The following is a 22,730-nucleotide window of genomic DNA, read 5'->3' as shown; positions in this document are numbered from 1 at the left end:
CGGCGAGCTATTGGCCGAGATATCGCCAAGTTAGCCACGCCGCAGCGCGCCTCACTAGCTGCCGTTTCGGCTCTCTAGCCATTCGCGATAGGCTGGCGAATCGACCAAGGCCGCGAGCTCAGGCTGAGCCGCAAGCGCGTCTCGCGCCAACTCGCGGTTAAAGTCGCGATCTAACACACTCAACACCTCGGTAGCCTCAGCCATTTTGTTCGCCGCGACCAACAGGGTAAGCGCCGCGTAGTAAACCATCTCATCGTCGCCGTAGCGTTTCACCGCGTCGACCAACGTACGCTGAAACTTGCGAAAATCTCCTCGCGCCAAATAGTTGCTAGCCTCTAGCGCAGCCAGCTCATAGTCGCCGCCGATGATAGCGCTCATTTTCTGCAGGTACTTTAAACTATTGTCGCGGTCATCAAGGATGAAGTGATAGCTCAGCCGCAACCAAATGAGCTCATCGGGTTGCACATAAGGTAAAACTCGCTGCATCACCTCGGGGAATGCATCCACATTCGTTGTGATAGCGGATTTCACAAAAATACTGCGATACAGCGGGTTGCGCCTTAAGGTTTCGGGTAGCGCATCATAGATTGCCAACACCTGTTGATAACCTTTGCCGACCATCGCCAAGCCCGCTAGGGCGCTACTGTCTTTCTCCACGCTAGCCTTTAAAACCAAGCCGGCCGTTTCACCAAAAATATCGGTTAACCAAACTTCTGTTCCATACATATACCAATCGACTATTTTCGTATCGGCACTGCTTAGGTCAACCTCCACCTCCAAGTAGTCGGAGCTTTCACCTAGAGTTAATCCGTAAAGCAAAAAGGTGCGGCCTTTATATTTGCGGGTATGCAGGTAACGCCACTCGCCATAGGATGACAACATCCGTTCGTACTGAGCAGCCAGCTGAGCGCCAATAATTTTTACCGTTTCAGCTCGCGATTGACGCACATGTAGATCTAGCGACGAGGTTGGATAGATGCTATCCATTTTTGCTTCAACACGCGCCCGTACTTGAGCGCTATCAATTTTATCCACCACATAATCGGCGTAGCCGGCATTAACATAATGGGCAAGCGAACGCGCAAAGCCTTTTAATTCTGGGCTTTCGGTTACAACTTTAAACTTTGCCGATGGCCGTAGGTTGCTATAACCAGACGCCGCCAAGACCGGATCAAAAGCGAAACTAAGAGAGATGAAAAGCAGCGAGTGCTTAACTATGACAGCAACACGATTTTTAATCATTTTTCATTCCCCCAATACTTCGCAACAGCTGCTTTTTGCCGTCGCTGCCCACATAGGGATAAATAAACGATAAGGTAAAATCTAAATCGTCCCCCATGGTATCCATGAATTCTAGAAATTCCGGTAGCTCTGCAACCGAAACCGTGGACGACTTAATTTTTGCCGAAACGTTAAAAACATAGCGGCCATCAAAATAGTCGTTATGTGATTGGTAGTCGACCAAGCTGGAACTATAGCGATAGGGAGTGGAATCAATATCCAAACCTACATCGCCACCAAAATCGACCACTATGGAATGCTGCAGGTTCTGCACCCCACCAATATAAGCAGGGGACTCCCGTCGGATATGTTTCGGCTTGCGTAGATGACTCGCGATTGTTCCCGCATAAAAGCCAAGCTGGTGAAGCCCATTCTCTACTTTAAAAGGGTCGTCAATATAGTAATGCTCTTCAACGAAAAAGCGGTTTTGCAGCTTATCGTCTCGAATCGCTATAGGTTTAAGAAAGTGTATATTCGGATACATTTTGGCGTAATAGTTGAGGTAGTTACTTTGCATATCATCAAGCGCCGTGGTGTCAAAAGAGTAGCGTTGATATTCCGCACTATTACCTCGAAATTCTGAACTAATGGACAACTCTAGTCGTTCTTTCTTGGCATACCATCGAAACATTTCCTGCACCGAAGACAGCGACTGTTGCCCCTTCAATGACAGCACATCGACTAACGAACCTTCAGTGTCGCCACCAATAACGAGGGCGGTACCATAGGGCGTGAAACCAAGATCCTGCAAGCCGCCAGTCTGATAAGTTTTGGTTGGGTCCAGCCATACAGTTTGCTGGTTAACGCGTGCCATCACAATTACGTGATCAAACGCCGCTGGGCTAGGTAAAAAAGCGGTAAAGCCTTCGCGATAACTTGAGGAGACTAACGCTGGGTAGGCACTAATACCTCGCGCCCTAAGCAACTGGACCAGCAGATTTGATTTATCCTTACAGTCGCCATAGCGATTTTTAAGCACTTCGTCTGGGCTGTGGGGCAAATGGCTGTTTTGTCCCAACTCCATACCAAGGTAGCGAATATCCTCTTGAGTGAAGTTGAGAGCCGCTAATAAATAGTCTTCATCCGAGTCGGATTTACTCGCGAAAGCATCTGCTAATTTTGGCAGCTCGGTAGCGGCTTGTTCGACGCTTCCATAGAGCTCTTTCGCCCAACTCTCGACATCACTCCAGTCGCGGTATTCGGTAAACTCGACCCAAGGGTAGCGAACAAAGGCGTGGGGATAATCATCTTCATTGAATTGACCATCAACTTTCTTGGCCGACCAAACATATTCGGTGTAAGCGCCGCGCTTTTTTATTTTCGGCTGAAGATCCAGCCCATGTATTTTTGTGGTGATGCGCTTTTCCGCCGGCACCAATACACGAACCTGTGTGCGGCCAACATCAACGGACCACCCCATCGAAAAGGAATCAAAAATCTTTTCGCCAAATACCGGATTGCGACCGGTAAGTGTGTAGCTAAAGGTCAGCCGGTCTCCAACGCGCACATTGGGGACAATAGCAATCGCCGTTACTCGACCATCGTAAATACCATTTTGCAGATCTTCCTCTTGCTGCAACAGCCTCACCATATTGGGCTGAAGTACCTCAAGAGTTTCCCGTCCGCGACGCAAGCTAATACTGTGCATGGTCAAGGTTTGATACGCGGGGTTAAACGAGAGCTCAACTTCCGCGCCTTCCGCCACCGCTTGACTGCTATGTAAGATATAACTGGAGCGGTAGAACGACTGGTAGTTATCGGCATCCGCTAGCAGTTGGTTGTCGACCAGCAGATACTCGGTGCCCTGGCCACTTTTTTTACCTTTTGATTTCGACGGTTTAACCGCTGACACCCAATCCGGCAGTGTCGCATCGGTATAGAAGTAATGATTTCCGTATTGATGCTTCTGTTCAGTATCACTCGAGGCGGCAACAGAACTGCCGACAATCAAGCACACAAAAAGGGCAAGGCGGACAAACGTATTCATTTATATAGGCTCTCTTTTCGGTACGTTTTCACTCGTACATCCCTGTTTTACGACGCGCGCCGCGCCCCTAATGTTTAACTGTTGATACACAATACTAAAATAGCGCCCCATAAAAAAGGCGTCCCGATTGGGACGCCTTTTAATTTGCAAGACGACTAATTCAGCAGACGACTGAATTAACCGTATACGGGATGCTGCGCACAAATAGCCAAAACCTTCGCTTTAACTTCTGCAATTACAGTTTCTGATGTACCGTTTTCCAAGCTATCTAAAACATCGCACATCCAGTGCGCTAGCTGCACGGAATCGGCCTCGCCAAAACCACGCGTGGTAATAGCTGGAGTACCGATGCGCAAACCACTAGTAACAAAAGGCGAGCGCGGGTCATTCGGAACCGCATTTTTGTTTACGGTGATATTGGCTTCGCCAAGTGCGGCGTCGGCATCTTTACCGGTGTACTCTTTACCGATCAGGTCAACCAACATCAGGTGGTTTTCTGTTCCGCCAGAGACTATCTTCAAACCGCGTTCAATAAAGGTGTTCGCCATAGCCTTGGCATTTACCACTACCTGTCGCTGGTAAGCTTTGAACTCGTCACTCATCGCCTCTTTAAAGCTAATCGCTTTACCCGCAATCACGTGCATCAATGGGCCACCTTGGCCGCCGGGGAATACCGCAGAATTAAGTTTCTTCTCGATAGCTTCGTTCGCCTTCGCAAGAATAATTCCACCGCGCGGGCCGCGTAGGGTTTTGTGCGTTGTGGAGGTTGTAACGTCGGCAATCTGTATGGGGGATGGGTAAACACCTGCGGCGACCAAACCGGCAACGTGAGCCATATCGACGAACAGGTAAGCACCCACTTCATCGGCGATATCGCGGAAAATCTGCCAATCCAACACTTGGCTGTAGGCGGAGAAGCCAGCAACGATCATTTTTGGCTTGTGTTCACGCGCCAGTGCGGCCACTTCATCGTAATCAACCAAACCGGTTTCTGGGTTCAAACCGTACTGTACGGCGTTATACATTTTGCCCGAAAAGCTTACCTTAGCACCGTGAGTCAAGTGACCACCGTGAGCCAAGCTCATACCTAATACGGTATCGCCCGGCTCGCATAATGCCGCATAGACAGCCGAGTTAGCCTGAGAGCCCGAATGAGGCTGAACGTTCGCATAATCGGCACCAAATAACTGTTTGGCCCGCTCGATGGCTAGCGCCTCCACTTTATCTACATATTCACAGCCGCCGTAGTAACGCTTGCCCGGATAACCTTCGGCGTACTTATTGGTCAACTTAGTTCCCTGCGCAGCCATCACCATTGGGCTGGTGTAGTTTTCAGAGGCAATCAGTTCAATATGTTCTTCTTGACGAACGCCTTCATCTTCGATGGCTGTCCATACGTCGGGGTCAAAATCTGCAATGGTTTGGGTTTTGTCAAACATTGGCGTCTCCGCTCAGAAGTAAAAAAGTGGGCAAAATAGGGGCGGCATTGTACACGACTGAACCGACAAACTCACCCATTTCTAACCGCCGCCGGTATTTTTCAAAGTCTCGCTGGGCGCGGCCTGCAAGGCCTATCTAAGTACCGCCAAGCCTCGGTTTTCCATTCTTAGCCCCACTCAATCGAGCGGCAGTTAGCTTTAGCGCCAGCAAAGCCCGAGACAAATTGAAAATTAACCTCGACTCCGGTAACGTGCGAGCAATCTCGCAGGCGTTTCCCCTTAAGTTATTACGACGCCGCCCCCTCACTTTTGCTGTTAACTCGCTTTTAATTTTAAAAGGTATTCACTTAGATGGCTCAATTCGTTTACACCATGAATCGCGTTGGCAAAATCGTGCCGCCGAAACGCGAAATTTTAAAAGATATTTCCCTCTCCTTTTTCCCCGGAGCCAAAATTGGCGTGCTCGGCTTGAACGGGTCGGGCAAATCTTCGCTTTTAAAAATTATGGCAGGACTGGATAACGACTACATTGGCGAAGCACGGCCGATGCCCGACATCAAAGTGGGCTATCTGCCCCAAGAGCCGCATCTCAACCCAGACAAAGATGTACGCGGCAACGTTGAAGAGGGTGTACAAGAAGCGGTAGATGCGCTCGCCGCACTCGATCAAGTCTACGCCGACTATGCCGAACCCGAAGCTGACTTCGACGCGCTCGCAAAAAAGCAAGCGCGCCTAGAAGACATCATCCAAGCGTGGGATGCACACAATCTCAATCACACCTTAGAGGTTGCGGCAGATGCTCTGCGTTTGCCGCCGTGGGATGCCGACGTCAACAAACTGTCTGGCGGTGAACGCCGTCGCGTGGCGCTGTGCCGGCTACTACTATCACGCCCAGATATGCTTCTACTCGACGAACCCACCAACCACCTGGATGCTGAATCCGTTCATTGGCTTGAACAATTTCTAGTGTCCTTCTCTGGCACGGTGGTGGCTATCACCCACGATCGCTACTTTCTCGACAATGCCGCCGGCTGGATTTTAGAGCTCGACCGTGGTCGTGGCATCCCTTACGAAGGTAACTACACCACTTGGCTGGAAGCGAAACAGCAACGCCTGCATCAAGAATCCAAAACTGAGGCGGCACGCGAAAAGGCGATCAAATCGGAATTGGAGTGGGTACGCCAAAACCCCAAAGGCCGTCACGCTAAAAACAAAGCTCGCCTATCCCGCTTCGAAGAGATGCAAGGGCAAGAGTTTCAGCAGCGCAACGAAACCAACGAAATTTACATTCCACCCGGCGAGCGCCTAGGCGATAAAGTTATCGAGTTTAAGGGCGTGAGCAAAAGCTTCGGCAACCGCATGCTGATCGACAATCTCAATTTTTCGATTCCTAAAGGCGCCATTGTTGGCATCGTCGGCGGGAATGGTGCGGGTAAATCCACCTTATTCCGCATGATCGCCGGTACCGAAAAACCCGACAGCGGCACGATCGATATTGGCGAAACCGTGAATATGGCGTTTGTTGAGCAGAGCCGCGAGAACCTCGCCGACGACAAAACCGTGTGGGAAGCCGTATCCGACGGTCAAGACCAATTGAAGATAGGCAGCTATGAAGTGGGTTCGCGCGCCTACTTGGGGCGCTTCAACTTTAAAGGAACCGATCAACAAAAACGCGTTGGCGATCTTTCCGGTGGTGAGCGCGGCCGACTACATTTGGCCAATACTCTAAAGCAGGGCGCCAACGTCCTCCTCCTTGATGAGCCTTCCAACGATCTCGACGTGGAAACCCTGCGTGCCCTAGAAGATGCGATTCAAGCATTTCCCGGCTGCGTGCTGGTGATTTCGCACGATCGCTGGTTCCTCGATCGCGTGGCGACCCATATTCTGGCCTATGAAGACGAAAGTGAAATCGTGTTTTTTGAGGGCAACTACACGGAATATCACCAAGATATAATCGCCCGCAAAGGTGAAAACGCGCAGCCTAAGCGAGTTAAATACAAGCCTCTAAAAACCTAGCGTCACGACTACCCAAGCTGCTGTCGAGTACCCCAGTGATGCTGGGTGCTCGCTATAGGAAAAAGGCCTAAAACAAACAGCTTGATCGAACCCCTAGGTGAAAATCGCAAACTTAGGGTCTAGACTTACAAGGACGCCTTTAAATTTCGTTCACCGGAGCCGGCCATGTCAGTATTAGTCGATCGTAGACGTTTTACCCGAGTACAATTCGACGGAAAGCTCAGTATCACGCAAGAAAGCAAAAGCTACGACTGCCGCCTTGTCGACATATCCTTAAATGGCCTTTTAGTTGATGCGCCAAGTCAATACGAACTCAACACCAACACTGCTGTATTGGTGCGTATTGAGCTCAGTGACGATAGCGTTATAGAAATGAAAGCAAATCTTGCCCACAGCAGCGAGAGTATTTTAGGTTTTAAGTGTATTTCAATCGACGTTGAAAGCATTAGTCACCTGCGCCGACTCATAGAGCTCAATATTAGCGCGCCCGAAGCATCAGAGAGAGTCTTGGCCGAATTACTACAACCTAACGAAGAATAGTAATAAGTGCGGCCAAACTAAACCACTCGCCCGATAAACGCACTGAACAGTACTGTGCCAAACAAATAAAACTTAGCAAGCAACATGAACAAGCCCCACGCCAGAAAGAGATAGACCTATGCTCGACGATTCAGAGAACAGACGCCAAGCCGAACGCTACAATTATCGCGGCTACTGTGCTTTACACTCCTCTCAAGACTCCATACCCGCGCATATAATCAACCTCTCCAACACCGGCGCGTTAATTGCCGTTTTGGATGACCATAAGCTCCAAGATCTTGAACCTGTGCAACTTCAAGTTGAACTTCAGGATGGCGAAATCGCACTGTTAAGCGGTACGGTCATTCATCGCAAAGCGCACTTTATTGGTTTGAAGTGCACCCCCGATAGTGAAGCCGATGCAGATAAGCTCGTCCGTTTCCTCGCCGAAGCTGTGACGATTCACGCGCCTTAGCCTGTCGCTTGCGAGTTACCACGGTCTTATATCGCGTCCAAGGCTTCGCTCAGTTTTTTAACTGCAACCACTTCCATTCCTTTTACTGGTTCTCGTGGAGCATTTCCGTAAGGGACAATTGCCCGCTTAAAGCCATGCTTGGCGGCCTCGCGAATACGCTCCTGCCCGCTGGGCACGGGGCGAATCTCACCGGCCAAACCAACCTCACCAAAGACAACCAAATCGCGCGGTAAAGGGCGGTTGCGAAAACTCGACACCAATGCCAATAACAATGCCAAATCAGCACTAGTTTCGACTATTTTCACGCCGCCAACCACGTTCACAAAAACGTCCTGATCCCCCACCATAACACCACCGTGGCGATGCAAAACTGCCAACAACATCGACAAACGATTTTGATCTAAGCCAACCGCGACACGGCGCGGATTGCCGAGACTCGAATCGTCGACCAGAGCTTGAATCTCCACAAGCAATGGGCGAGTCCCCTCCCAGACGACCATCACTACCGAGCCGGACGCAATCTCATCCGAGCGCTGTAAAAATATCGCCGACGGATTCAATACTTCCTTCAGGCCCTGCTCGGTCATGGCAAAAACGCCCAGCTCATTGACGGCCCCAAAGCGATTTTTAATACCGCGCAGCGTCCGAAAACGAGAATCGTGGGAGCCCTCCAGCATAATTGAGCAATCGATAATATGCTCCAGTACTTTAGGTCCGGCCAAGGAACCATCTTTAGTCACGTGGCCAACCAAAATTAACGTAGTACCAGACTGTTTAGCGAAACGGGTCAAGGCCGCAGCTGACTCGCGTACTTGTGTTACACCGCCGGCGGCCGATTGAACATCGGCGTGATGCATCACCTGAATGGAATCGACCACCATAATCTTTGGTGCGACTCGAGATGCTTCATGGATAATGGTTTCGACATCGGTGGCCGAAAGCATCTGCATTTTATCGGTTGGCAGCGCCAAACGCTGCGCTCGCATCGCCACCTGTTGCAAAGATTCTTCACCGGTAACGTACAAAGCGGACAAGCTTCGCGCCAAGCCGCAGAGGGTTTGCAACAGCACTGTGGATTTACCCGCACCAGGGTGGCCGCCAATCAACACCACCGAACCCGGCACAAACCCTCCACCCAATACACGATCGAGCTCAGCCATTCCACTGGAAAAACGTGGCAGCTCTGACAGGTCGACTTCGCCGATTAGCGTGACTTTAGATTGCACTTCCCCAGCGTAACCGGAAGGCCCAGAGCTACGCGCTGGTGCCCCCAAGCGCACTTCTTTAAGCGTATTCCACACACCGCATTCGCTGCACTGCCCCTGCCACTTGGTATAGTCCGCGCCGCAGTCGTTACACACAAATGCCATTTTTGCTTTGGCCAAAAAACACATCCTTTAAGGTCATCAACACTGAAATGCGCATAGCCAGACTGTCATGCTATGCCGCTGCCCTAGAACTTATGCTGAGCGCTACTAATCTTGCGCATGTTGATTTTCAGCTGGCTCGCGCAACTTGGATCTCACATCCATCCACACCTTGCCCAACATATTCTCACCGCGCTGATCGCGCCCGATACCCCAATAATAATCGTACAACGATACCTCCAAAATCAGCTCGTCGCCGGTCTCTAACAGCGCTTCGCGAACCGCACCGTACATTTGCGCCTTAGTATAGAGCGCTCGTGTCATCAGTACTCGGCGCAGGCTTTTCCAGTTCGCTCTTTTACGTCGAAACCAGCTGTTGCCAAGTGCGTGAGCCTCTTCGGCGGTCTCGGCTTTGCGAATTCGGCGAGCATAGTCTTCACTGCGTGCTAATTGCGACTGCACATAGTGCTCGACCGTAGTCCAGGTTTTACCCTCGAGTTCTATCGGGTGGGGGGAACTCGTCGATAATAAATGCGTGCCGTCGAAGCGAGAAAACCGGTAGGCGTTTTCTTTTTCTAAATCATGCTGAAACATAGCATTCTGCCTGCAATAAATTTTTCTGAGTTTAGCACCACCGAGTACCGTTAAGCGAACCCGATAGCAACCCAGAGCCACAACCTTAGCGGCCAAATAACGATAGAATAGGCTTGAAATTATTAACCTCACACCCGAGCCTATCGCTATAAGCATTTTAAGATTAAATTATGACCACAGCCTCTAAGCTAGACCCATCACGCTCCTGCCCCTGCGGAAGCGGAAATAACTTCGGCCACTGCTGCCAGCTCGCACTAAGCGAGAGAGCCACCACACCCGAAGCATTAATGCGCTCGCGTTTTACCGCCTACTGTTTAGCTGAGCTTCAATATTTAGAGGATACTCTAGCGCCAGACAAACGCAGCCCCGACGACCGCGCGGCAATTGCGGCAAATGCTGAGGAAAACAACTGGCTCAGCCTAAAAGTGATCGACACTACACCGGCAACAGCCAAGTTCGCATCCGCCGAGCTAAGTAGTGGTAGTTTCGCTTGGGTGGAGTTCGTTGCCTTCTATCGTCGGCGTGGCGCCAGCGCCCCCAACGATGTCCAACAACTCCATGAAAAGTCGCGCTTTTGTTTTATCGATAACCGCTGGTTTTACCTAGACGGTGATTACCTGCCACCAATAAAGCTGGGACGCAACGACAACTGCTGGTGTGGCAGTGGCGCTAAGTTGAAAAAGTGCCACGGCTAGATTCTTCGCCAACAAACCCTTGCCGGATGCCGCAGCAGTGAAGAAATGGTAGAGTAACGCCTCTAGAGAGGTACTATGAAATCGTCGCTAATCCCCGAACAACCCCTACTCATTTACCCTACCTTAGCGGCAACGCTAGGGCTGGACGAAGCTGTAATGCTGTCGGTACTTTCCACCTTGGCAAACGCCGCCAGCCATAGCGGCGCTGTAGGGCCAAATCACATTCAGCTCAGCAATGGCTTTCAGTGGCTTACCCTCGACCTAGAGAAACTGCGTGAAGCCATGCCCTTTTGGGATGACCGAGATCTGCAACGGGTCAGTAAAAGCCTGCATGACAAGGGCGTACTGCTGATGGGCGGCACACTAATTGGCAGCTCCAGCGAAGTTAAATTCGCCTTCAATGAGCGCAGCGGCAACTCCAACACAAACCCTGCAGCAACGCCCCCAGCCCCAGCGCGCGCGCAGCCCAATCAAGGCAAAAATCATATCGCCAATAACTGGCAGCCAGACCAGGCAACGCTTACTCAACTCGCGCAGCACAACATTCCCTCCGCATTTGCCTTTGAACAGGTGCCCGAATTTATCACCTATTGGCGCGAGCGCGGCGAAGCTCAGCGCTCCTGGGGCGCCAAGTTTATGCAACATGTGATTCGCGAATGGCGCCAGTTCGAAGCTCGCCGTAATCGCCAAGACCAGAACAGCCCGATGCAACGGGATTGGCAGCCGAGCATAGATGCAATGGAGGTGCTGACACTGCACGCCGGTATTCGCAGAGAGTTTGTTGAAGATGCGATTCCCGAATTTATACTCTATTGGCAGGAGCGCGGCGACAGCCTAAAAACATGGAACAGTAAATTTATTCAGCACGTACGACTACAGTGGAAGAAGTTTAACTCGGCGCTCGAACACAGCACTGACCCAAAACCTGTCCCCGTCGACTGGCAGCCGTCCGAAGATGTGTACGATGTATTGCGCCTTGCCAATATCGAGCTGTCATTTGCACAAAGCTTAATCCCCGAATTTGTTTTATATTGGCGCGATAGCAACCAGTTACATACATCCTGGAACACCCGTTTTTTGCAACATGCGAAACGTGAATGGGCGCGCCGCCACGCATTATCAACAGCACAAAACTCACTATCGACTGCCACCAATACGGCGCGATCAACCCGAGATATTTCTTTAGATGAGCAACTTAACGACCGAAGCTGGGCCCTCTGATAAAGGCCAAAAAGCGACGCCGCAGGGCCCGCGATTCAGCGAAGAACAAATCGATACCTTAAATCAGGTATTTGCTTTGTTTCGCTTGAATTTCCACAACCAATATTTCAAAGCCTTTGGCCAAGATCGAGAATTAAAAGCTATCATGCGGCTGTGGGCGGAAGCCTTGGCACGATTTGATTCGACGACGATTTTACGTGGGGCAAAATCCCTAATAGAAACTACCGAGTTTTTACCTACCCTTGCGGCCATGGTAAAAGCCTGCGAGGCGGCCAGTAAACACGGCCTTCCGGAAGCGCACGCGGCCTATTTAGAAGCCTGCCGAGCACCGTCTCCCAAGGCCGCGCAAACTTGGTCTCACCTCGCGGTTTATCACGCAGGTAAAGCGTGCGATTGGTACTTTCTGGCGAACAATCCCGAGCGAACTGCCTTTCCCATTTTTCGCCAGCACTACGAAGCCGTGTGCGCAAAAGTACGCTTGGGAGAACAATTAAAACAACCAAAAATTATCAGCCTAGAGGAAAAATCTAACGTACCTGCCGACAAAGAAAAAGCCAATGCCTGGCTAAAAAGCCTTAAATCCGAATTTGAGTAACGGAGCAACGCAATGCTGTTAAAGAAGTTGATTGCATGGACGCTAGTGAGCTACCTACTGTTTTTACTCCTCGCTATTTTACATTTCGCCAGCTGGCGTGATCACCAGCGCGAACATCGCAACCCTACCCCTCCCGACTTTCGTGCACTAACCGATATCCCCACCAAAAAAGACGCTTTTTTCTCGTATCTACGGCCGCTAATCGCACAGAACAACGCTTGGCTTAGCCGCCGTCGAGCAGAAGTTTTAGATTTAAGTAACACATGGCAAACAAACGGCAAGCTCAGTCACCGCGAGCATAAACAGCTCGAGCACCTCGCCAAAGCGTTTTATGTGAAAAAAATTGAAGATACAGATAGCGCGTTAATGACGCTGCGCTTACGCGTCGACCAAATTCCTGAAGCTCTAGTGCTGGCCCAGGCCGCCAATGAATCGGCCTGGGGAACATCGCGCTTTGCGCGCACAGCTAACAATTATTTTGGTCATTGGTGCTACAAAAAAGGCTGCGGCATAGTGCCGAAAAAACGTTCTACTAACGATAAACACGAAGTGCGTAAATTCGATTCGGTAGCGGAGTCGGTGCAAGCCTACTTTATGAACATCAACACGCACAGCGGTTATCGAAAACTTCGCTCGCTACGAGCCAACCTACACAAACAAAATAAGCCACTGACGGCAAAGGCACTCATCCCAGGGCTAATCAATTACTCGCAACGGGGTGAGGCTTATATGGAAGAGCTGGACGCGATGATTCGCGTTAACAATTTGGAATAGAGGGAAGGTCGGCGGACTAGGTAACAACTACAACCAAAATTACTGTTTTATACCGATTCGGCGCCAACAAAAAATCAGATGCGCCGTTCAGGCAAAAGCTAAGCCGACGCCCTCAGTGGTCAAGCGCACCACTTTAAGCTGGGTTTCAGAAACATGGTCGGTATCGGAATAGAGTGTCGCATCGAACTCATCACCAATGGAGATGAAATGCACGAGGTCGCGACAGGTAACGAAAACTCCTGTCTCTGAGATATCACGCGTTTCGGTAACGACATCGCCGATATCGCGGTGTGTTAGACGGACGGCACACTTGACCAGCGTGCGGCCGTGTTTACGGAATCCTGGCATATCTCTCACTACTTAGTGTTTTATTATTATTTTAACTAACGAGTTGCTAGTGACTTCAGAGCAGTCCAGAGTCTGTCACTTAGGTACAGTACTGGCAACTCCCCCCGTATAATTAGTGTGACACGTATCACACCAAAACAGACGAAACCAGACACCTAAAACCCCCTGTAATACCGAGCCCAAATACTATTTAGCCGGTATCTCTGACGTCTTTGGTTAGGATTCCAGTTCAACACCATCGACCTTTTGGAAGCCTCTTGGCAGCTTGTTACCACGCCGGCCACGCTCGCCTCGATAATGCTCCAAATCTTTAAATTTCATACTCAAATAGCGTTTGCCAGAGTGGATCTTCAAGGTTTGCTTTTCGCCAACAACCATTAGGGCGCACATAAACTCTTCCCGTGACTGCACTCTAGCAGAAGGAATACTAATAATTTTATTGCCCTTGCCGCGCGCCAGTTCCGGCAATTCAGACACAGGGAAAACCAACATTCGACCTTCATTGCTAATAGCCGCCAACCAGCTACTAGCAAGATCGTTTATCAGCACTGGGGTTAATACTTGACCGCCCTTAGGGACGCTAAGCAAGGCTTTACCGGCGCGGTTTTTACTTTGCATATCGCCCAATCGCGTTACAAAACCGTAACCCGCATCCGAAGCGATCAAAACTGTTTGCTTGTCGTCTCCGAGCAACAAACCCTCAAAGGTCGCGCCGCTTGGCGCGTTCAAACGCCCCGTGACCGGATCACCTTGGCCGCGCGCAGACGGTAAAGTATGGGTAGCCATACTGTAGCTGCGCCCAGTGGAATCAAGCAGTACCGTTTGCTGATTACTCTTCCCTTTGGCGGCAACCTTAAAGCTGTCACCAGCCTTGTAGCTGAGACTGGCCGGATCGATATCATGCCCCTTGGCCGATCGAATCCACCCCTTTTCAGACAGCACCACCGTCACAGCTTCACTGCTAAGCAATTCGGTTTCACTAAAGGCCTGTGCGTCGGCACGCGCGACAATAGGCGAGCGACGAGCGTCGCCAAACTCTTCTGCCACACTAACCAGCTCATCGCGAATCAAGGTCTTTAATCGACGCGCCGAACCGAGAATTTTTTGCAGCTTATCGGCTTCTTTACGCAACTCTTCCTGTTCGCCGCGTATTTTCATTTCCTCGAGACGCGCTAACTGGCGCAAGCGGGTATCGAGAATATAATTGGCCTGATCTTCGGAGAGTTCAAAACGCTCCATCAACTTTTGCTTGGGCTTATCTTCGGTACGAATAATATGAATGACCTCATCCATATTTAAGTAAGCGATTAGCATACCGTCTAACAGGTGCAAACGGCGCTCAACCCAATCGAGCCTGTGTTGCAAGCGGCGACGCACAGTAACCATACGGAAGCTGAGCCATTCGCCGAGCATGATATTTAGCGGTTTAACCGCCGGACGGCCATCGATGCCGATGACATTCATATTGACACGATAGCTACGCTCTAGATCAGTGGTCGCGAATAGGTGATTCATCACGGCTTCTAAATCGATGCGGTTAGAGCGCGGCACAATCACTAGACGTGTCGGGTTTTCGTGATCGGATTCATCACGTAAATCCGCGACCATCGGCAACTTCTTTGCCTGCATTTGCGCTGCTATTTGCTCTAATACTTTGGCGCCACTCACTTGGTGGGGCAGAGCGGTAATCACAATATCCGTATCTTCCTGAACCCAAAGAGCGCGCATTTTTAACGAGCCGCGACCGGTTTCGTAAAGTTTCTGCAAATCGCTGCGCGGGGTAATAATTTCCGCATCGGTGGGCATGTCTGGCCCCTGCACAAACTGACAGAGGTCGGTAACACTAGCGTCAGGGTTTTCCAGCAGGTGGATAGTCGCATCAACCACTTCGCGTAAATTGTGGGGAGGAATATCGGTTGCCATGCCGACGGCGATACCGGTAGTTCCATTCAACAAAACCGCTGGCGCGCGTGCCGGTAAAACTTTTGGCTCATCCATAGTGCCGTCAAAGTTGGGCGACCACTCAACAGTGCCCAACGCCAACTCGGACAGCAAAACTTCGGTAAAGGCCGACAAACGAGATTCGGTGTAACGCATAGCGGCGAAGGATTTTGGATCGTCTGGCGAACCCCAGTTACCCTGCCCGTCGACTAGCGGGTAGCGATAGGAGAACGGCTGCGCCATCAACACCATGGCTTCATAGGCGGCGGAATCACCATGAGGGTGAAACTTACCGATCACGTCACCAACGGTACGCGCCGACTTTTTATACTTAGCCGTTGCCTTTAGCCCCAACTCGCTCATAGCGTAGATGATGCGCCGCTGTACGGGCTTCAAACCATCGCCCACATGGGGAAGGGCGCGGTCGAGGATTACGTACATGGAGTAATCGAGGTAAGCTTTTTCGGTGAATTCACGCAGCGGTTGCTGCTCTTCGCTAAATACTGCAGGTGTCAGATCAGTCATGTAATTCTATGTCTAATGGAGAACCGGTTGAAATTATTGCGCCGAATGGCATTATTTGCGCTGGATTCTAGCAGATAACAGGAACCAATTGCCGAGTTAAGTCTCTATAGTTGCCATAGGCCCAGCCATTACCCTAGACTCGGCATCAGCCCTATCAACGAGCTTTACACCTTTGGAACACATAAATACCAATATGCGATTTGCCGCACCACTTCGCTGTCTTAGCTTACTCATCTGTGCATCGCTGTGGCTACCTGCAATGTCAGTTGCGGCGCAACCTGTTGCGTTAGACACCAATGCAGATACTGCCACGACTGATCTCGCAGCTGTCACTTCGAGAACAGCCTCAACGATAGCTTCAACAACATCTGTAGCGGCTTCGGCCAAGAGTAATGAATCAGCGGGCAGCGCACCAGAAGCCATCCCGCAGCCCCGGCCGATAGTCGCCAACTGGATGATGACCGACATCGCCGGCAAGACCCACAGCCTGTATCAATCCCTTGAGACACACAACAAGGTGGTGCTGGTTTTTTGGTCTAGCTGGTGTAAATTCTGTCGAGAATTGTTGCCTGAGCTGGCGCTATTCGAGCAGGTTCAAAACGATAACGCGCTACGTATTTTTGCACTAAACATATGGGAGGATCGCGATGCCGTATCCTATCTGGATAGCCGCAACATACATTTAACCACGATGCTCAATGCCGAGGGCCTTGCCGAACGTTTTCAGATTAGAGGCACGCCGGGAATTATTGTGATCGACCAAAACAAACAGGAAGTTTATCGTTACAGTAGCGACGAATCGATAATCGACGCGATGCGCAGCCTGCAACGATTAGCGCTTTCCCCCTAAGGGGCCATTACGTTAAACGTCTAAGTCTTCCACCGCCTCATCAACATCTTCCAGTAAATCCAGCGGCTCCACCTCTAAGCCTTCGAGGCTAGCATCCCAGTTAGTGCCGACCAAAAGCACGTCTTCATGCATACCGGGCAACCAGTCGTCCAAGAGTTCCTCGAGCGAAATCGGGACTGGCACATAGCTAGACCACTCTTCAACACAGTGCGCCTTGGCATATTCTGGCTGCGACCAAAGCGGCATAACATCAAGCTCGGCATTGCTATTCGCCGGGCATAAGGCCCAACCCTCGTCGTTTTCCAGGCCCCAAACACAGCCGGTTTCCAACGCCTCCTCAATAAAGAGTCGGTAGTTTTCCTCAAAGTCATCACTCAAGCGTCGCACTGTATCCGACATATATCACCTGTACTTATATAAAAGGGAGAAAGGTTTAAAACGGGGAAAAGATTACCTGCAACAGACCCTATTAGCCAAAGCGGTGGTCGGCAACATAGGGGTTAGTACGCCGCTCTTGGCCAAAAGTCGACAGCGGGCCATGCCCCGGAATAAACGTTATATCATCGCCAAGCGGCCACAGCCGCGTCTTAATCGACGCCAAAAGTTGCTGGTGATCACCGCGAGGGAAGTCGGTGCGTCCAATCGAACCACTGAACAACACATCACCAACGAACGCGAGCTTGGATTCCGCTTGATAAAACACCACATGCCCCGGTGTGTGACCGGGACAGTGCAATACCTGCAGACTTAGCTCACCAACCTCAACTCGGTCTTGATGTTCCAGCCATCGGTCCGGCTGAAAACCCTCCACCGGAGTAAAGTTCATCATTTGTGCCTGCATATCCAACGCTTCTATCCAGAAGTTATCGTCTTTATGCGGACCTATCACCGGCAAGCCAAGCGCAGCTTTCAGGGCCGAAGTCCCACCAACATGATCCATGTGCCCGTGGGTCAGTAAGATTTTAGTTACTTTTACACCTAACTCGTCGCTCAGGGCCGCTATCTCTTCCTGCAGCTGATCTACATCACCGCCGGGGTCAATAATGGCGGCATCAAAGGTGCTATCGCACCAAATTATTGAACAATTCTGCTGGTAAGCCGTTACCGGCACTAGGCGGTACTGCAACATCAATAGAGCGCTCCTGCGACTGATTGTAAATTCTATGGCAATTTTCAGGGCATTTTAGCGCTGCCCGTCTAGAATAGATATTGCACACTAATAAATGTCTGATGGAACCTATGAGCGCCGTACAAAATTTAAGCGAAGAATATCGAGACTGCCTGCAAGAAATCACCAACGTGGCTATGGGCCAAGCGGGTGACAGGCTGGCGCGGTTGCTCGACACATTTGTAGTGCTCTCCATACCTCATATAGAGGTGATGGGGCCGTCAGATATTGTTATGGCACTGAATTCTATCGACTCCACCGCCTCAGTATCCGGCGTCTGCCAAGGGTTTATCGGTGGAGGGATATCAGGCGAAGCTATGCTGCTGTTCAACGACACAAGCTTTGCCGACCTCGCCAAGCTCATGAAATACGACCATGAATTGGATGTCCAAGCGGAACGCGAACTGTTAATGGACACCACCAACGTGTTATTTGGTGCCTGCCTGAAAGGTATTGCCGAACAGATCGATATGGCCTTCAGTTACGGCCCTCCCATGGTACTCGGTCAACATCAACGACTCTCAGAACTGTTCAACATGGAAAATGCTGGCTGGGAACATGCGCTGGTAACCGAGATTAGTTACCACCTAGAAGGCTATGAAGTGGAATGCGATCTGCTGATCGTATTGTCCGAGGATTCTATGGATATTTTAATGAAGAAGCTCGACTACCTATTGGAGTAGCCCTACTTGACACTAAACCTATGGCAGCGCTAACCGCCCATGTCTGAAAAAGAAGACTTTCTACACGAGTTCCACTGGCTAATGGATGTCCTGCAGGACATTGATGTCGGCTTGGTCATTCTTAATCGCGAGTTTGAAGTAAAGCTATGGAATAGCTTTATGCAAAATCACAGCGCAAAAATGCCCGAGGACGTACTCGGTCACAATCTCTTCGAGCTCTTTCCAGACTTACCTAAACCTTGGTTTGAGCGCAAAGCTGAATCCGTTTTTGTACTTCAAAATGCAGCCTTTACCACTTGGGAGCAACGCCCCTACCTGTTCAAGTTTAAGAACTATCGGCCGATCACTAGTATTGCCAAGTTTATGTACCAAAACTCCACCATCATTCCGCTCACCAATGTGCGCAGTGAGGTCGAGCATATTTGCATCATCTTGTACGACGTAACCGAAGTAGCCGTGAATAGACTGCAGCTTCAAGATGCCAACAACCAACTACATACACTTAGCCGAACCGACGGCCTTACAGGGCTTCTCAACCGTAAAACCTGGGAACAAGAGCTTGAGCTGGAATTTAAACGGTTCCAGCGCCACCCAGAAGTCAGCTGCCTAATCATGTTTGATATTGACCATTTCAAGCGTGTCAACGATACCTATGGGCACCCTACCGGTGATGCGGTTATTCGTGAAACTGCCAAGGTACTGATGGATAGCATTCGCGACATCGATATCGCCGGGCGCTACGGCGGAGAGGAATTCACTATTATCCTCACCCATACCAACAAGCAAGGAGCGCTAGTTGTTGCCGAAAGAATACGCACTCAGATGGAAAGCATCACTGTTACCCACGATAGCCACGAAGTTAAATACACCGTTAGCCTCGGGATTGCCGAAATCCACGCCGACATTGAAAACCGTACAGCGTGGATCGAACGCGCAGACCGCGCGCTATACCAAGCGAAAGACAACGGACGCAATAACAGCGTGATATTTGAAGATTAAAAACTGTCGTCAAAAAGAAGAAATACAGGCCAAACTGATAAGCGCTGCTACACTTACCCAAGGCAATACGAAAATCAATATAGGGGTAATACCTAGCTTGCTTGGTTTAAAAATAGTTCGATCTGAAACGATATTTAAACGCAGCGGTAATATTCGCCCCATACACGAACCCCATTCTCGATATTCGCGTTATAGGTAACAGAAGATGATAAAACGCTCACTAACAACCAAAATCACAATGGCGACCACCGCTATTATTATCCTCGTTGCCGGCATAATTTTGGCCACCAGCTACCAACTGATCGCCAGCAATCAGGAGCAGCAGTTTGAAGACGACATGGCAAGCCAGCTTGAGCTGATTAACTCGTCGCTACTCGAGCCCGTATTTGCCTATGATTTTCAACAAATAGAAGCAATTGCAAAATCACTGGTCAACACTTCGCTCATTTACGATATTCGCGTTGAAGACCATCGCGGCAAAGAACTCGCCGCAGCCAGTAGCGAAGCCGACGGCGATACATCGAAGAAAATTGATCGCCGCGATATCGACATTACGCGAGAAGGCGAGGTCATAGGGCACTACAACGTGGTGTTTTCTACCCTGCACATGGAAGAAGTATTAGCCGACCAAATAAACGCTGGCATTTTTATGGTTCTGGCACTCATGATAGCCGTACTCATTACCGTGTATTGGCTCACCAAAAAAATCGTTGTTAACCCTGTCGCCGAAGTATCGGCGCGGCTCGGCGTTATTGCCGCCGGCGGTGGCGATCTGCGCACTCGCCTACAAGCGAATAGCGGTGATGAAATTGCGGAGCTAGCCGAAAACTTCAACAGCGTTATCGATCAAATTGCACAAATCATTCAGAACGTTATGTCGGTAACTGACAAAGTCGGCAATAACGTGGCGCAAATGAGTCATGCCACCAACAGTACAGTTGAATCCACAGGGCAACAACTGCGCGAAATTGAACAAGTAGCGGCCGCTCTTAATGAGCTTTCGGCTTCTGCCGAAGAAGTAGCCCGCTCCGCAGACCAAACCGCGGAACGCACTAAAGAGACCAGTCGCGCCGCAGATGAAGGTACGCAAGTCGTTAAGTCTTCCCAGGAAACCATTCGCCGTTTGACAGGGCAGATCGAAGCTACCGCCGAAAAAATTCAAGTGCTTAAACACAGCAGCGAAAACATTGGCTCAGTCATGGAAGTTATTCGCTCGATTGCCGAGCAAACCAATTTACTTGCCTTGAATGCGGCAATTGAAGCCGCCCGCGCCGGAGAGCAGGGACGAGGTTTTGCCGTAGTTGCCGATGAAGTTCGCTCGCTAGCGCAAAAAACCCAGACCTCTACCGAAGAAATTGAATCGATTATTTTGCAGTTGCAACGCGCAGCCGATGAAGCCCACTCGTCTATGAACACAAGTATTTCCTCTGTTCAGGAAACCATCGATACGGGTAAAAAAGTGGAAGACGCACTCGATCTAATCAAGGGCAATGTCAACAATATCAACAATATGAACCACCAAATTGCGACCGCTTCCAACGAACAAAGCTCTGTTGCCACCGAGGTCAGCAAAATTATTTCAGCCATTTTCTCGCTGTCCGAAAAGGTATCGGGCAACGCGAAAATTGTCAGCGAAAGCACCCTGCAACTTACCGATGAAAGTGAAGAGTTAAAGCGACAGATGCATAAATTTAGCGTTTAAACTGAGTAGATAACAGAAAGTATCTCACTGTTTAATCACGTTCAAATAAAAAAGGCCGAGAATTTTCTCGGCCTTTTTTATTTGAACGTGCCCCCTCAGCAAAAAGACTAATGAAAATTAGTTTGCCTTAGAAATCGTAGCGACTCGAGAACACCCAACGCTCCAAACCACCGGGATTGCCATCTGTCCAATCACTATCGGCCAATAACCACTCGGCGGATAAACGCCAGCGCTGCTGCGGCCACCACATAATATTGGCACTAAGACTATTCAACTCGGTCTGAGCACCCTGCCCGTTAACACCGACAACAGTATCCAACTCCTTGGCTTCGCTAAGATTGTAGATAATCGCAGTATGTAAACTGGGGCTCCAACGATGCTGATAGCTGAATGCAGCATTTTCTGAATCAACTAGCGTTAAGCTAGCGTCATCATGCATCACCGCTTCTGGGTAGAGATTGCCGCCCATATAGCGCCCCAAACCCTCTCCCTTAGCATATTGAAAATGCAGCTCGTCCTTTGCGCTCATCCGCCACGCACCGGAGAGGATAACCCCCTGGGCACTCAATAGATCTTCACATTCACCAGGCATATCACAACGCAGTTGGCGAGCGACCGCCGCCAGAGAAATATTCCCCCAAGCCGGATTTAACTCCGCGCGCAACGCCAAATCTGGCACACGATCATCGTCTGGCTGCACCAATGTGCCATCTAATTTCTGCACAGTAAATGCGGGGCTCTCCAGTCCGACATAGACGTTGCCAGCGACATTCGCCAAATTAAATCCACCAGTCCAGCGCGCCTGTACGATCCGCTTCACCAGCTCACCCGGCAGCTCGCCGTAAAGTGTTTTATGCATGGACGCTTTAGTGTTTTGCAGTGTCGACCAGGTCTGGCCAAATAAAAATCGTCCATACGGAGTTTCGGTTTCGGTATAGGCATGGCGTAAACGCAATCCGGCACTGCCATTCGCAACCTCAAGGCTTCCTGGCGTATAACCGCTAAAATCTAGTTCAATATGGAAACGCGTAGTGTCGTCATGGCCTTTTAGCCAAAACCGAGTTTCGCGGGCTGTCATGCGCAGCTGATTCGACTCGCCCTCACTGTCGTCGCGCGGCACCTGTGCGGCAATCAATAACTCATCGGCCGATTTATTTGCACCGGCACTTTGCGATGAGGTGACCGCACTCATTTTTAGCATCCCGCCAATTTCAACATTGTTTATCCACTCCGGCAGCTTAACGGTCAGCTCCTCAGCGGCGCTACTCGGCAAACTCACCAATGCAGCGAGCAATAGGGCCGACGCCCCCCTGACCACTGCCGTTACCTGTCTGTTAAGATCCAAATTTCTCTGTTCGCACTTCGCGGACTGCACTGCTCGCAACACAACCATAATTTACACCTATGCTTAAGACTAACTTCTCTGCTAATTTCGATGATGCTAGTCTGTCGTTAATCACACTCATATGTTTTGATATGCGTCAGCCAAATGCAGATGCTTTTCGAGTTAACCCAATAAATCGAAAAGCCTTGGCCATTCACAACCGCCAC

22 protein-coding genes are annotated in these 22,730 nt (G+C 50.2%); 11 read left to right on the top strand and 11 right to left on the bottom strand.

All coding sequences use genetic code 11. The features are described 5' to 3' along the window. Positions 1-54: 54 nt before the first annotated feature. The 3 genes from IDZ20_RS07295 to glyA all read right to left on the bottom strand — a co-directional run bounded on the left by IDZ20_RS07295 (position 55) and on the right by glyA (position 4,707). Positions 55-1,242, bottom strand: a complete 1,188-nt coding sequence (locus IDZ20_RS07295; protein ID WP_188150764.1) for a hypothetical protein — start codon at positions 1,240-1,242, stop codon at positions 55-57. After that, entirely contained in the window at positions 1,235-3,268 is a 2,034-nt protein-coding gene (locus tag IDZ20_RS07290; RefSeq protein WP_188150763.1) for a DUF3857 domain-containing transglutaminase family protein, read from the bottom strand. The genes IDZ20_RS07295 and IDZ20_RS07290 overlap by 8 nt, the downstream gene beginning before the upstream one ends. A gap of 176 nt (positions 3,269-3,444) precedes the next feature. Continuing rightward, complete coding sequence (gene glyA, locus IDZ20_RS07285; protein ID WP_188150762.1) at positions 3,445-4,707, bottom strand: serine hydroxymethyltransferase; 1,263 nt, start codon at positions 4,705-4,707, stop codon at positions 3,445-3,447. Positions 4,708-5,058: 351 nt separating this feature from the next. On the opposite strand from glyA, the gene ettA reads away from it, so the two are divergent. From ettA to IDZ20_RS07270, 3 genes are all read left to right on the top strand, one after another. Beyond that, entirely contained in the window at positions 5,059-6,723 is a 1,665-nt protein-coding gene (gene ettA, locus IDZ20_RS07280; RefSeq protein WP_188150761.1) for an energy-dependent translational throttle protein EttA, read from the top strand. 165 nt (positions 6,724-6,888) lie between these two features. Next, complete coding sequence (locus IDZ20_RS07275) at positions 6,889-7,263, top strand: PilZ domain-containing protein (protein WP_188150760.1); 375 nt, start codon at positions 6,889-6,891, stop codon at positions 7,261-7,263. Between the two features lie 118 nt (positions 7,264-7,381). Continuing rightward, positions 7,382-7,717: a PilZ domain-containing protein gene (locus IDZ20_RS07270; RefSeq protein WP_188150759.1), complete on the top strand. Its 336-nt coding sequence runs from the start codon at positions 7,382-7,384 to the stop codon at positions 7,715-7,717. Between the two features lie 26 nt (positions 7,718-7,743). Here the strand turns inward: IDZ20_RS07270 and radA are convergent, their stop codons facing one another. After that, positions 7,744-9,102: a DNA repair protein RadA gene (gene radA / locus IDZ20_RS07265; protein ID WP_188150758.1), complete on the bottom strand. Its 1,359-nt coding sequence runs from the start codon at positions 9,100-9,102 to the stop codon at positions 7,744-7,746. A 90-nt stretch (positions 9,103-9,192) separates the two neighbouring features. Continuing rightward, positions 9,193-9,678 carry a riboflavin biosynthesis intermediates N-glycosidase gene (locus IDZ20_RS07260; RefSeq protein ID WP_188150757.1) on the bottom strand — a complete coding sequence of 162 codons (486 nt, stop codon included), beginning with the start codon at positions 9,676-9,678 and terminating at the stop codon, positions 9,193-9,195. A 170-nt stretch (positions 9,679-9,848) separates the two neighbouring features. On the opposite strand from IDZ20_RS07260, the gene IDZ20_RS07255 reads away from it, so the two are divergent. From IDZ20_RS07255 to IDZ20_RS07240, 4 genes are all read left to right on the top strand, one after another. Then, a complete protein-coding gene (locus IDZ20_RS07255; protein ID WP_188150756.1) occupies positions 9,849-10,373 on the top strand; it encodes a YchJ family protein in 525 nt (174 codons plus the stop codon). Between the two features lie 75 nt (positions 10,374-10,448). Further along, positions 10,449-11,594: a DnaT-like ssDNA-binding domain-containing protein gene (locus IDZ20_RS07250; RefSeq protein ID WP_188150755.1), complete on the top strand. Its 1,146-nt coding sequence runs from the start codon at positions 10,449-10,451 to the stop codon at positions 11,592-11,594. After that, on the top strand, positions 11,560-12,189 hold the full coding sequence (locus tag IDZ20_RS07245; protein WP_188150754.1) for a replication protein P: 630 nt from the start codon (positions 11,560-11,562) through the stop codon (positions 12,187-12,189). Before IDZ20_RS07250 ends, IDZ20_RS07245 begins: the two co-directional genes overlap by 35 nt. A gap of 12 nt (positions 12,190-12,201) precedes the next feature. Next, positions 12,202-12,963, top strand: coding sequence for a glucosaminidase domain-containing protein (locus tag IDZ20_RS07240; RefSeq protein WP_245792184.1), 762 nt, complete (start codon positions 12,202-12,204; stop codon positions 12,961-12,963). Positions 12,964-13,050: 87 nt separating this feature from the next. On the opposite strand, the gene IDZ20_RS07235 is transcribed toward IDZ20_RS07240, so the two are convergent. The 3 genes from IDZ20_RS07235 to IDZ20_RS07225 all read right to left on the bottom strand — a co-directional run bounded on the left by IDZ20_RS07235 (position 13,051) and on the right by IDZ20_RS07225 (position 16,245). Next, positions 13,051-13,311 (bottom strand): PilZ domain-containing protein, encoded by a 261-nt coding sequence (locus tag IDZ20_RS07235; protein WP_188150753.1) that lies wholly within the window; start codon positions 13,309-13,311, stop codon positions 13,051-13,053. Between the two features lie 216 nt (positions 13,312-13,527). Then, positions 13,528-15,777 (bottom strand): DNA topoisomerase IV subunit A, encoded by a 2,250-nt coding sequence (gene parC, locus IDZ20_RS07230; RefSeq protein ID WP_188150752.1) that lies wholly within the window; start codon positions 15,775-15,777, stop codon positions 13,528-13,530. A 96-nt stretch (positions 15,778-15,873) separates the two neighbouring features. Next, positions 15,874-16,245: a hypothetical protein gene (locus IDZ20_RS07225; protein ID WP_188150751.1), complete on the bottom strand. Its 372-nt coding sequence runs from the start codon at positions 16,243-16,245 to the stop codon at positions 15,874-15,876. On the opposite strand from IDZ20_RS07225, the gene IDZ20_RS07220 reads away from it, so the two are divergent. Continuing rightward, on the top strand, positions 16,232-16,627 hold the full coding sequence (locus IDZ20_RS07220) for a TlpA family protein disulfide reductase (protein WP_188150750.1): 396 nt from the start codon (positions 16,232-16,234) through the stop codon (positions 16,625-16,627). The two genes, IDZ20_RS07225 and IDZ20_RS07220, sit on opposite strands and share 14 nt — an antisense overlap. 12 nt (positions 16,628-16,639) lie before the next feature. On the opposite strand, the gene IDZ20_RS07215 is transcribed toward IDZ20_RS07220, so the two are convergent. Both IDZ20_RS07215 and IDZ20_RS07210 read right to left on the bottom strand, forming a co-directional pair. Then, positions 16,640-17,026: a DUF2750 domain-containing protein gene (locus IDZ20_RS07215; protein WP_188150749.1), complete on the bottom strand. Its 387-nt coding sequence runs from the start codon at positions 17,024-17,026 to the stop codon at positions 16,640-16,642. Positions 17,027-17,096: 70 nt separating this feature from the next. Further along, complete coding sequence (locus tag IDZ20_RS07210) at positions 17,097-17,756, bottom strand: MBL fold metallo-hydrolase (protein WP_281250551.1); 660 nt, start codon at positions 17,754-17,756, stop codon at positions 17,097-17,099. A gap of 110 nt (positions 17,757-17,866) precedes the next feature. Between IDZ20_RS07210 and IDZ20_RS07205 the strand changes: the two genes are divergently transcribed. The 3 genes from IDZ20_RS07205 to IDZ20_RS07195 all read left to right on the top strand — a co-directional run bounded on the left by IDZ20_RS07205 (position 17,867) and on the right by IDZ20_RS07195 (position 21,179). Then, positions 17,867-18,478: a histidine kinase gene (locus IDZ20_RS07205; RefSeq protein WP_188150748.1), complete on the top strand. Its 612-nt coding sequence runs from the start codon at positions 17,867-17,869 to the stop codon at positions 18,476-18,478. A 39-nt stretch (positions 18,479-18,517) separates the two neighbouring features. Next, on the top strand, positions 18,518-19,477 hold the full coding sequence (locus IDZ20_RS07200) for a GGDEF domain-containing protein (protein WP_188150747.1): 960 nt from the start codon (positions 18,518-18,520) through the stop codon (positions 19,475-19,477). A gap of 205 nt (positions 19,478-19,682) precedes the next feature. After that, entirely contained in the window at positions 19,683-21,179 is a 1,497-nt protein-coding gene (locus IDZ20_RS07195) for a methyl-accepting chemotaxis protein (RefSeq protein WP_188150746.1), read from the top strand. 127 nt (positions 21,180-21,306) lie between these two features. On the opposite strand, the gene IDZ20_RS07190 is transcribed toward IDZ20_RS07195, so the two are convergent. Next, positions 21,307-22,572: a DcaP family trimeric outer membrane transporter gene (locus IDZ20_RS07190; protein ID WP_188150745.1), complete on the bottom strand. Its 1,266-nt coding sequence runs from the start codon at positions 22,570-22,572 to the stop codon at positions 21,307-21,309. Between the last annotated feature and the right edge of the window lie 158 nt (positions 22,573-22,730).

Origin of the sequence: Teredinibacter waterburyi (assembly GCF_001922985.1) — a bacterium.
In the GTDB taxonomy this organism is placed as follows: Bacteria; Pseudomonadota; Gammaproteobacteria; order Pseudomonadales; family Cellvibrionaceae; genus Teredinibacter; species Teredinibacter waterburyi.
Note: the sequence above shows the minus strand (reverse complement) of the source record. Positions and strands in the feature narration are given on the sequence as shown.

What these genes read in the sequence shown, in the direction of transcription:
- IDZ20_RS07295 (WP_188150764.1), bottom strand. Translation starts at nt 1,242, where the DNA reads ATGATTAAAAATCGTGTTGCTGTCATAGTTAAGCACTCGCTGCTTTTC.
- IDZ20_RS07290 (WP_188150763.1), bottom strand. Translation starts at nt 3,268, where the DNA reads ATGAATACGTTTGTCCGCCTTGCCCTTTTTGTGTGCTTGATTGTCGGC.
- glyA (WP_188150762.1), bottom strand. Translation starts at nt 4,707, where the DNA reads ATGTTTGACAAAACCCAAACCATTGCAGATTTTGACCCCGACGTATGG.
- ettA (WP_188150761.1), top strand. Translation starts at nt 5,059, where the DNA reads ATGGCTCAATTCGTTTACACCATGAATCGCGTTGGCAAAATCGTGCCG.
- IDZ20_RS07275 (WP_188150760.1), top strand. Translation starts at nt 6,889, where the DNA reads ATGTCAGTATTAGTCGATCGTAGACGTTTTACCCGAGTACAATTCGAC.
- IDZ20_RS07270 (WP_188150759.1), top strand. Translation starts at nt 7,382, where the DNA reads ATGCTCGACGATTCAGAGAACAGACGCCAAGCCGAACGCTACAATTAT.
- IDZ20_RS07260 (WP_188150757.1), bottom strand. Translation starts at nt 9,678, where the DNA reads ATGTTTCAGCATGATTTAGAAAAAGAAAACGCCTACCGGTTTTCTCGC.
- IDZ20_RS07255 (WP_188150756.1), top strand. Translation starts at nt 9,849, where the DNA reads ATGACCACAGCCTCTAAGCTAGACCCATCACGCTCCTGCCCCTGCGGA.
- IDZ20_RS07250 (WP_188150755.1), top strand. Translation starts at nt 10,449, where the DNA reads ATGAAATCGTCGCTAATCCCCGAACAACCCCTACTCATTTACCCTACC.
- IDZ20_RS07245 (WP_188150754.1), top strand. Translation starts at nt 11,560, where the DNA reads ATGAGCAACTTAACGACCGAAGCTGGGCCCTCTGATAAAGGCCAAAAA.
- IDZ20_RS07240 (WP_245792184.1), top strand. Translation starts at nt 12,202, where the DNA reads ATGCTGTTAAAGAAGTTGATTGCATGGACGCTAGTGAGCTACCTACTG.
- IDZ20_RS07235 (WP_188150753.1), bottom strand. Translation starts at nt 13,311, where the DNA reads ATGCCAGGATTCCGTAAACACGGCCGCACGCTGGTCAAGTGTGCCGTC.
- parC (WP_188150752.1), bottom strand. Translation starts at nt 15,777, where the DNA reads ATGACTGATCTGACACCTGCAGTATTTAGCGAAGAGCAGCAACCGCTG.
- IDZ20_RS07220 (WP_188150750.1), top strand. Translation starts at nt 16,232, where the DNA reads ATGATGACCGACATCGCCGGCAAGACCCACAGCCTGTATCAATCCCTT.
- IDZ20_RS07225 (WP_188150751.1), bottom strand. Translation starts at nt 16,245, where the DNA reads ATGTCGGTCATCATCCAGTTGGCGACTATCGGCCGGGGCTGCGGGATG.
- IDZ20_RS07215 (WP_188150749.1), bottom strand. Translation starts at nt 17,026, where the DNA reads ATGTCGGATACAGTGCGACGCTTGAGTGATGACTTTGAGGAAAACTAC.
- IDZ20_RS07210 (WP_281250551.1), bottom strand. Translation starts at nt 17,756, where the DNA reads ATGTTGCAGTACCGCCTAGTGCCGGTAACGGCTTACCAGCAGAATTGT.
- IDZ20_RS07205 (WP_188150748.1), top strand. Translation starts at nt 17,867, where the DNA reads ATGAGCGCCGTACAAAATTTAAGCGAAGAATATCGAGACTGCCTGCAA.
- IDZ20_RS07200 (WP_188150747.1), top strand. Translation starts at nt 18,518, where the DNA reads ATGTCTGAAAAAGAAGACTTTCTACACGAGTTCCACTGGCTAATGGAT.
- IDZ20_RS07195 (WP_188150746.1), top strand. Translation starts at nt 19,683, where the DNA reads ATGATAAAACGCTCACTAACAACCAAAATCACAATGGCGACCACCGCT.
- IDZ20_RS07190 (WP_188150745.1), bottom strand. Translation starts at nt 22,572, where the DNA reads ATGGTTGTGTTGCGAGCAGTGCAGTCCGCGAAGTGCGAACAGAGAAAT.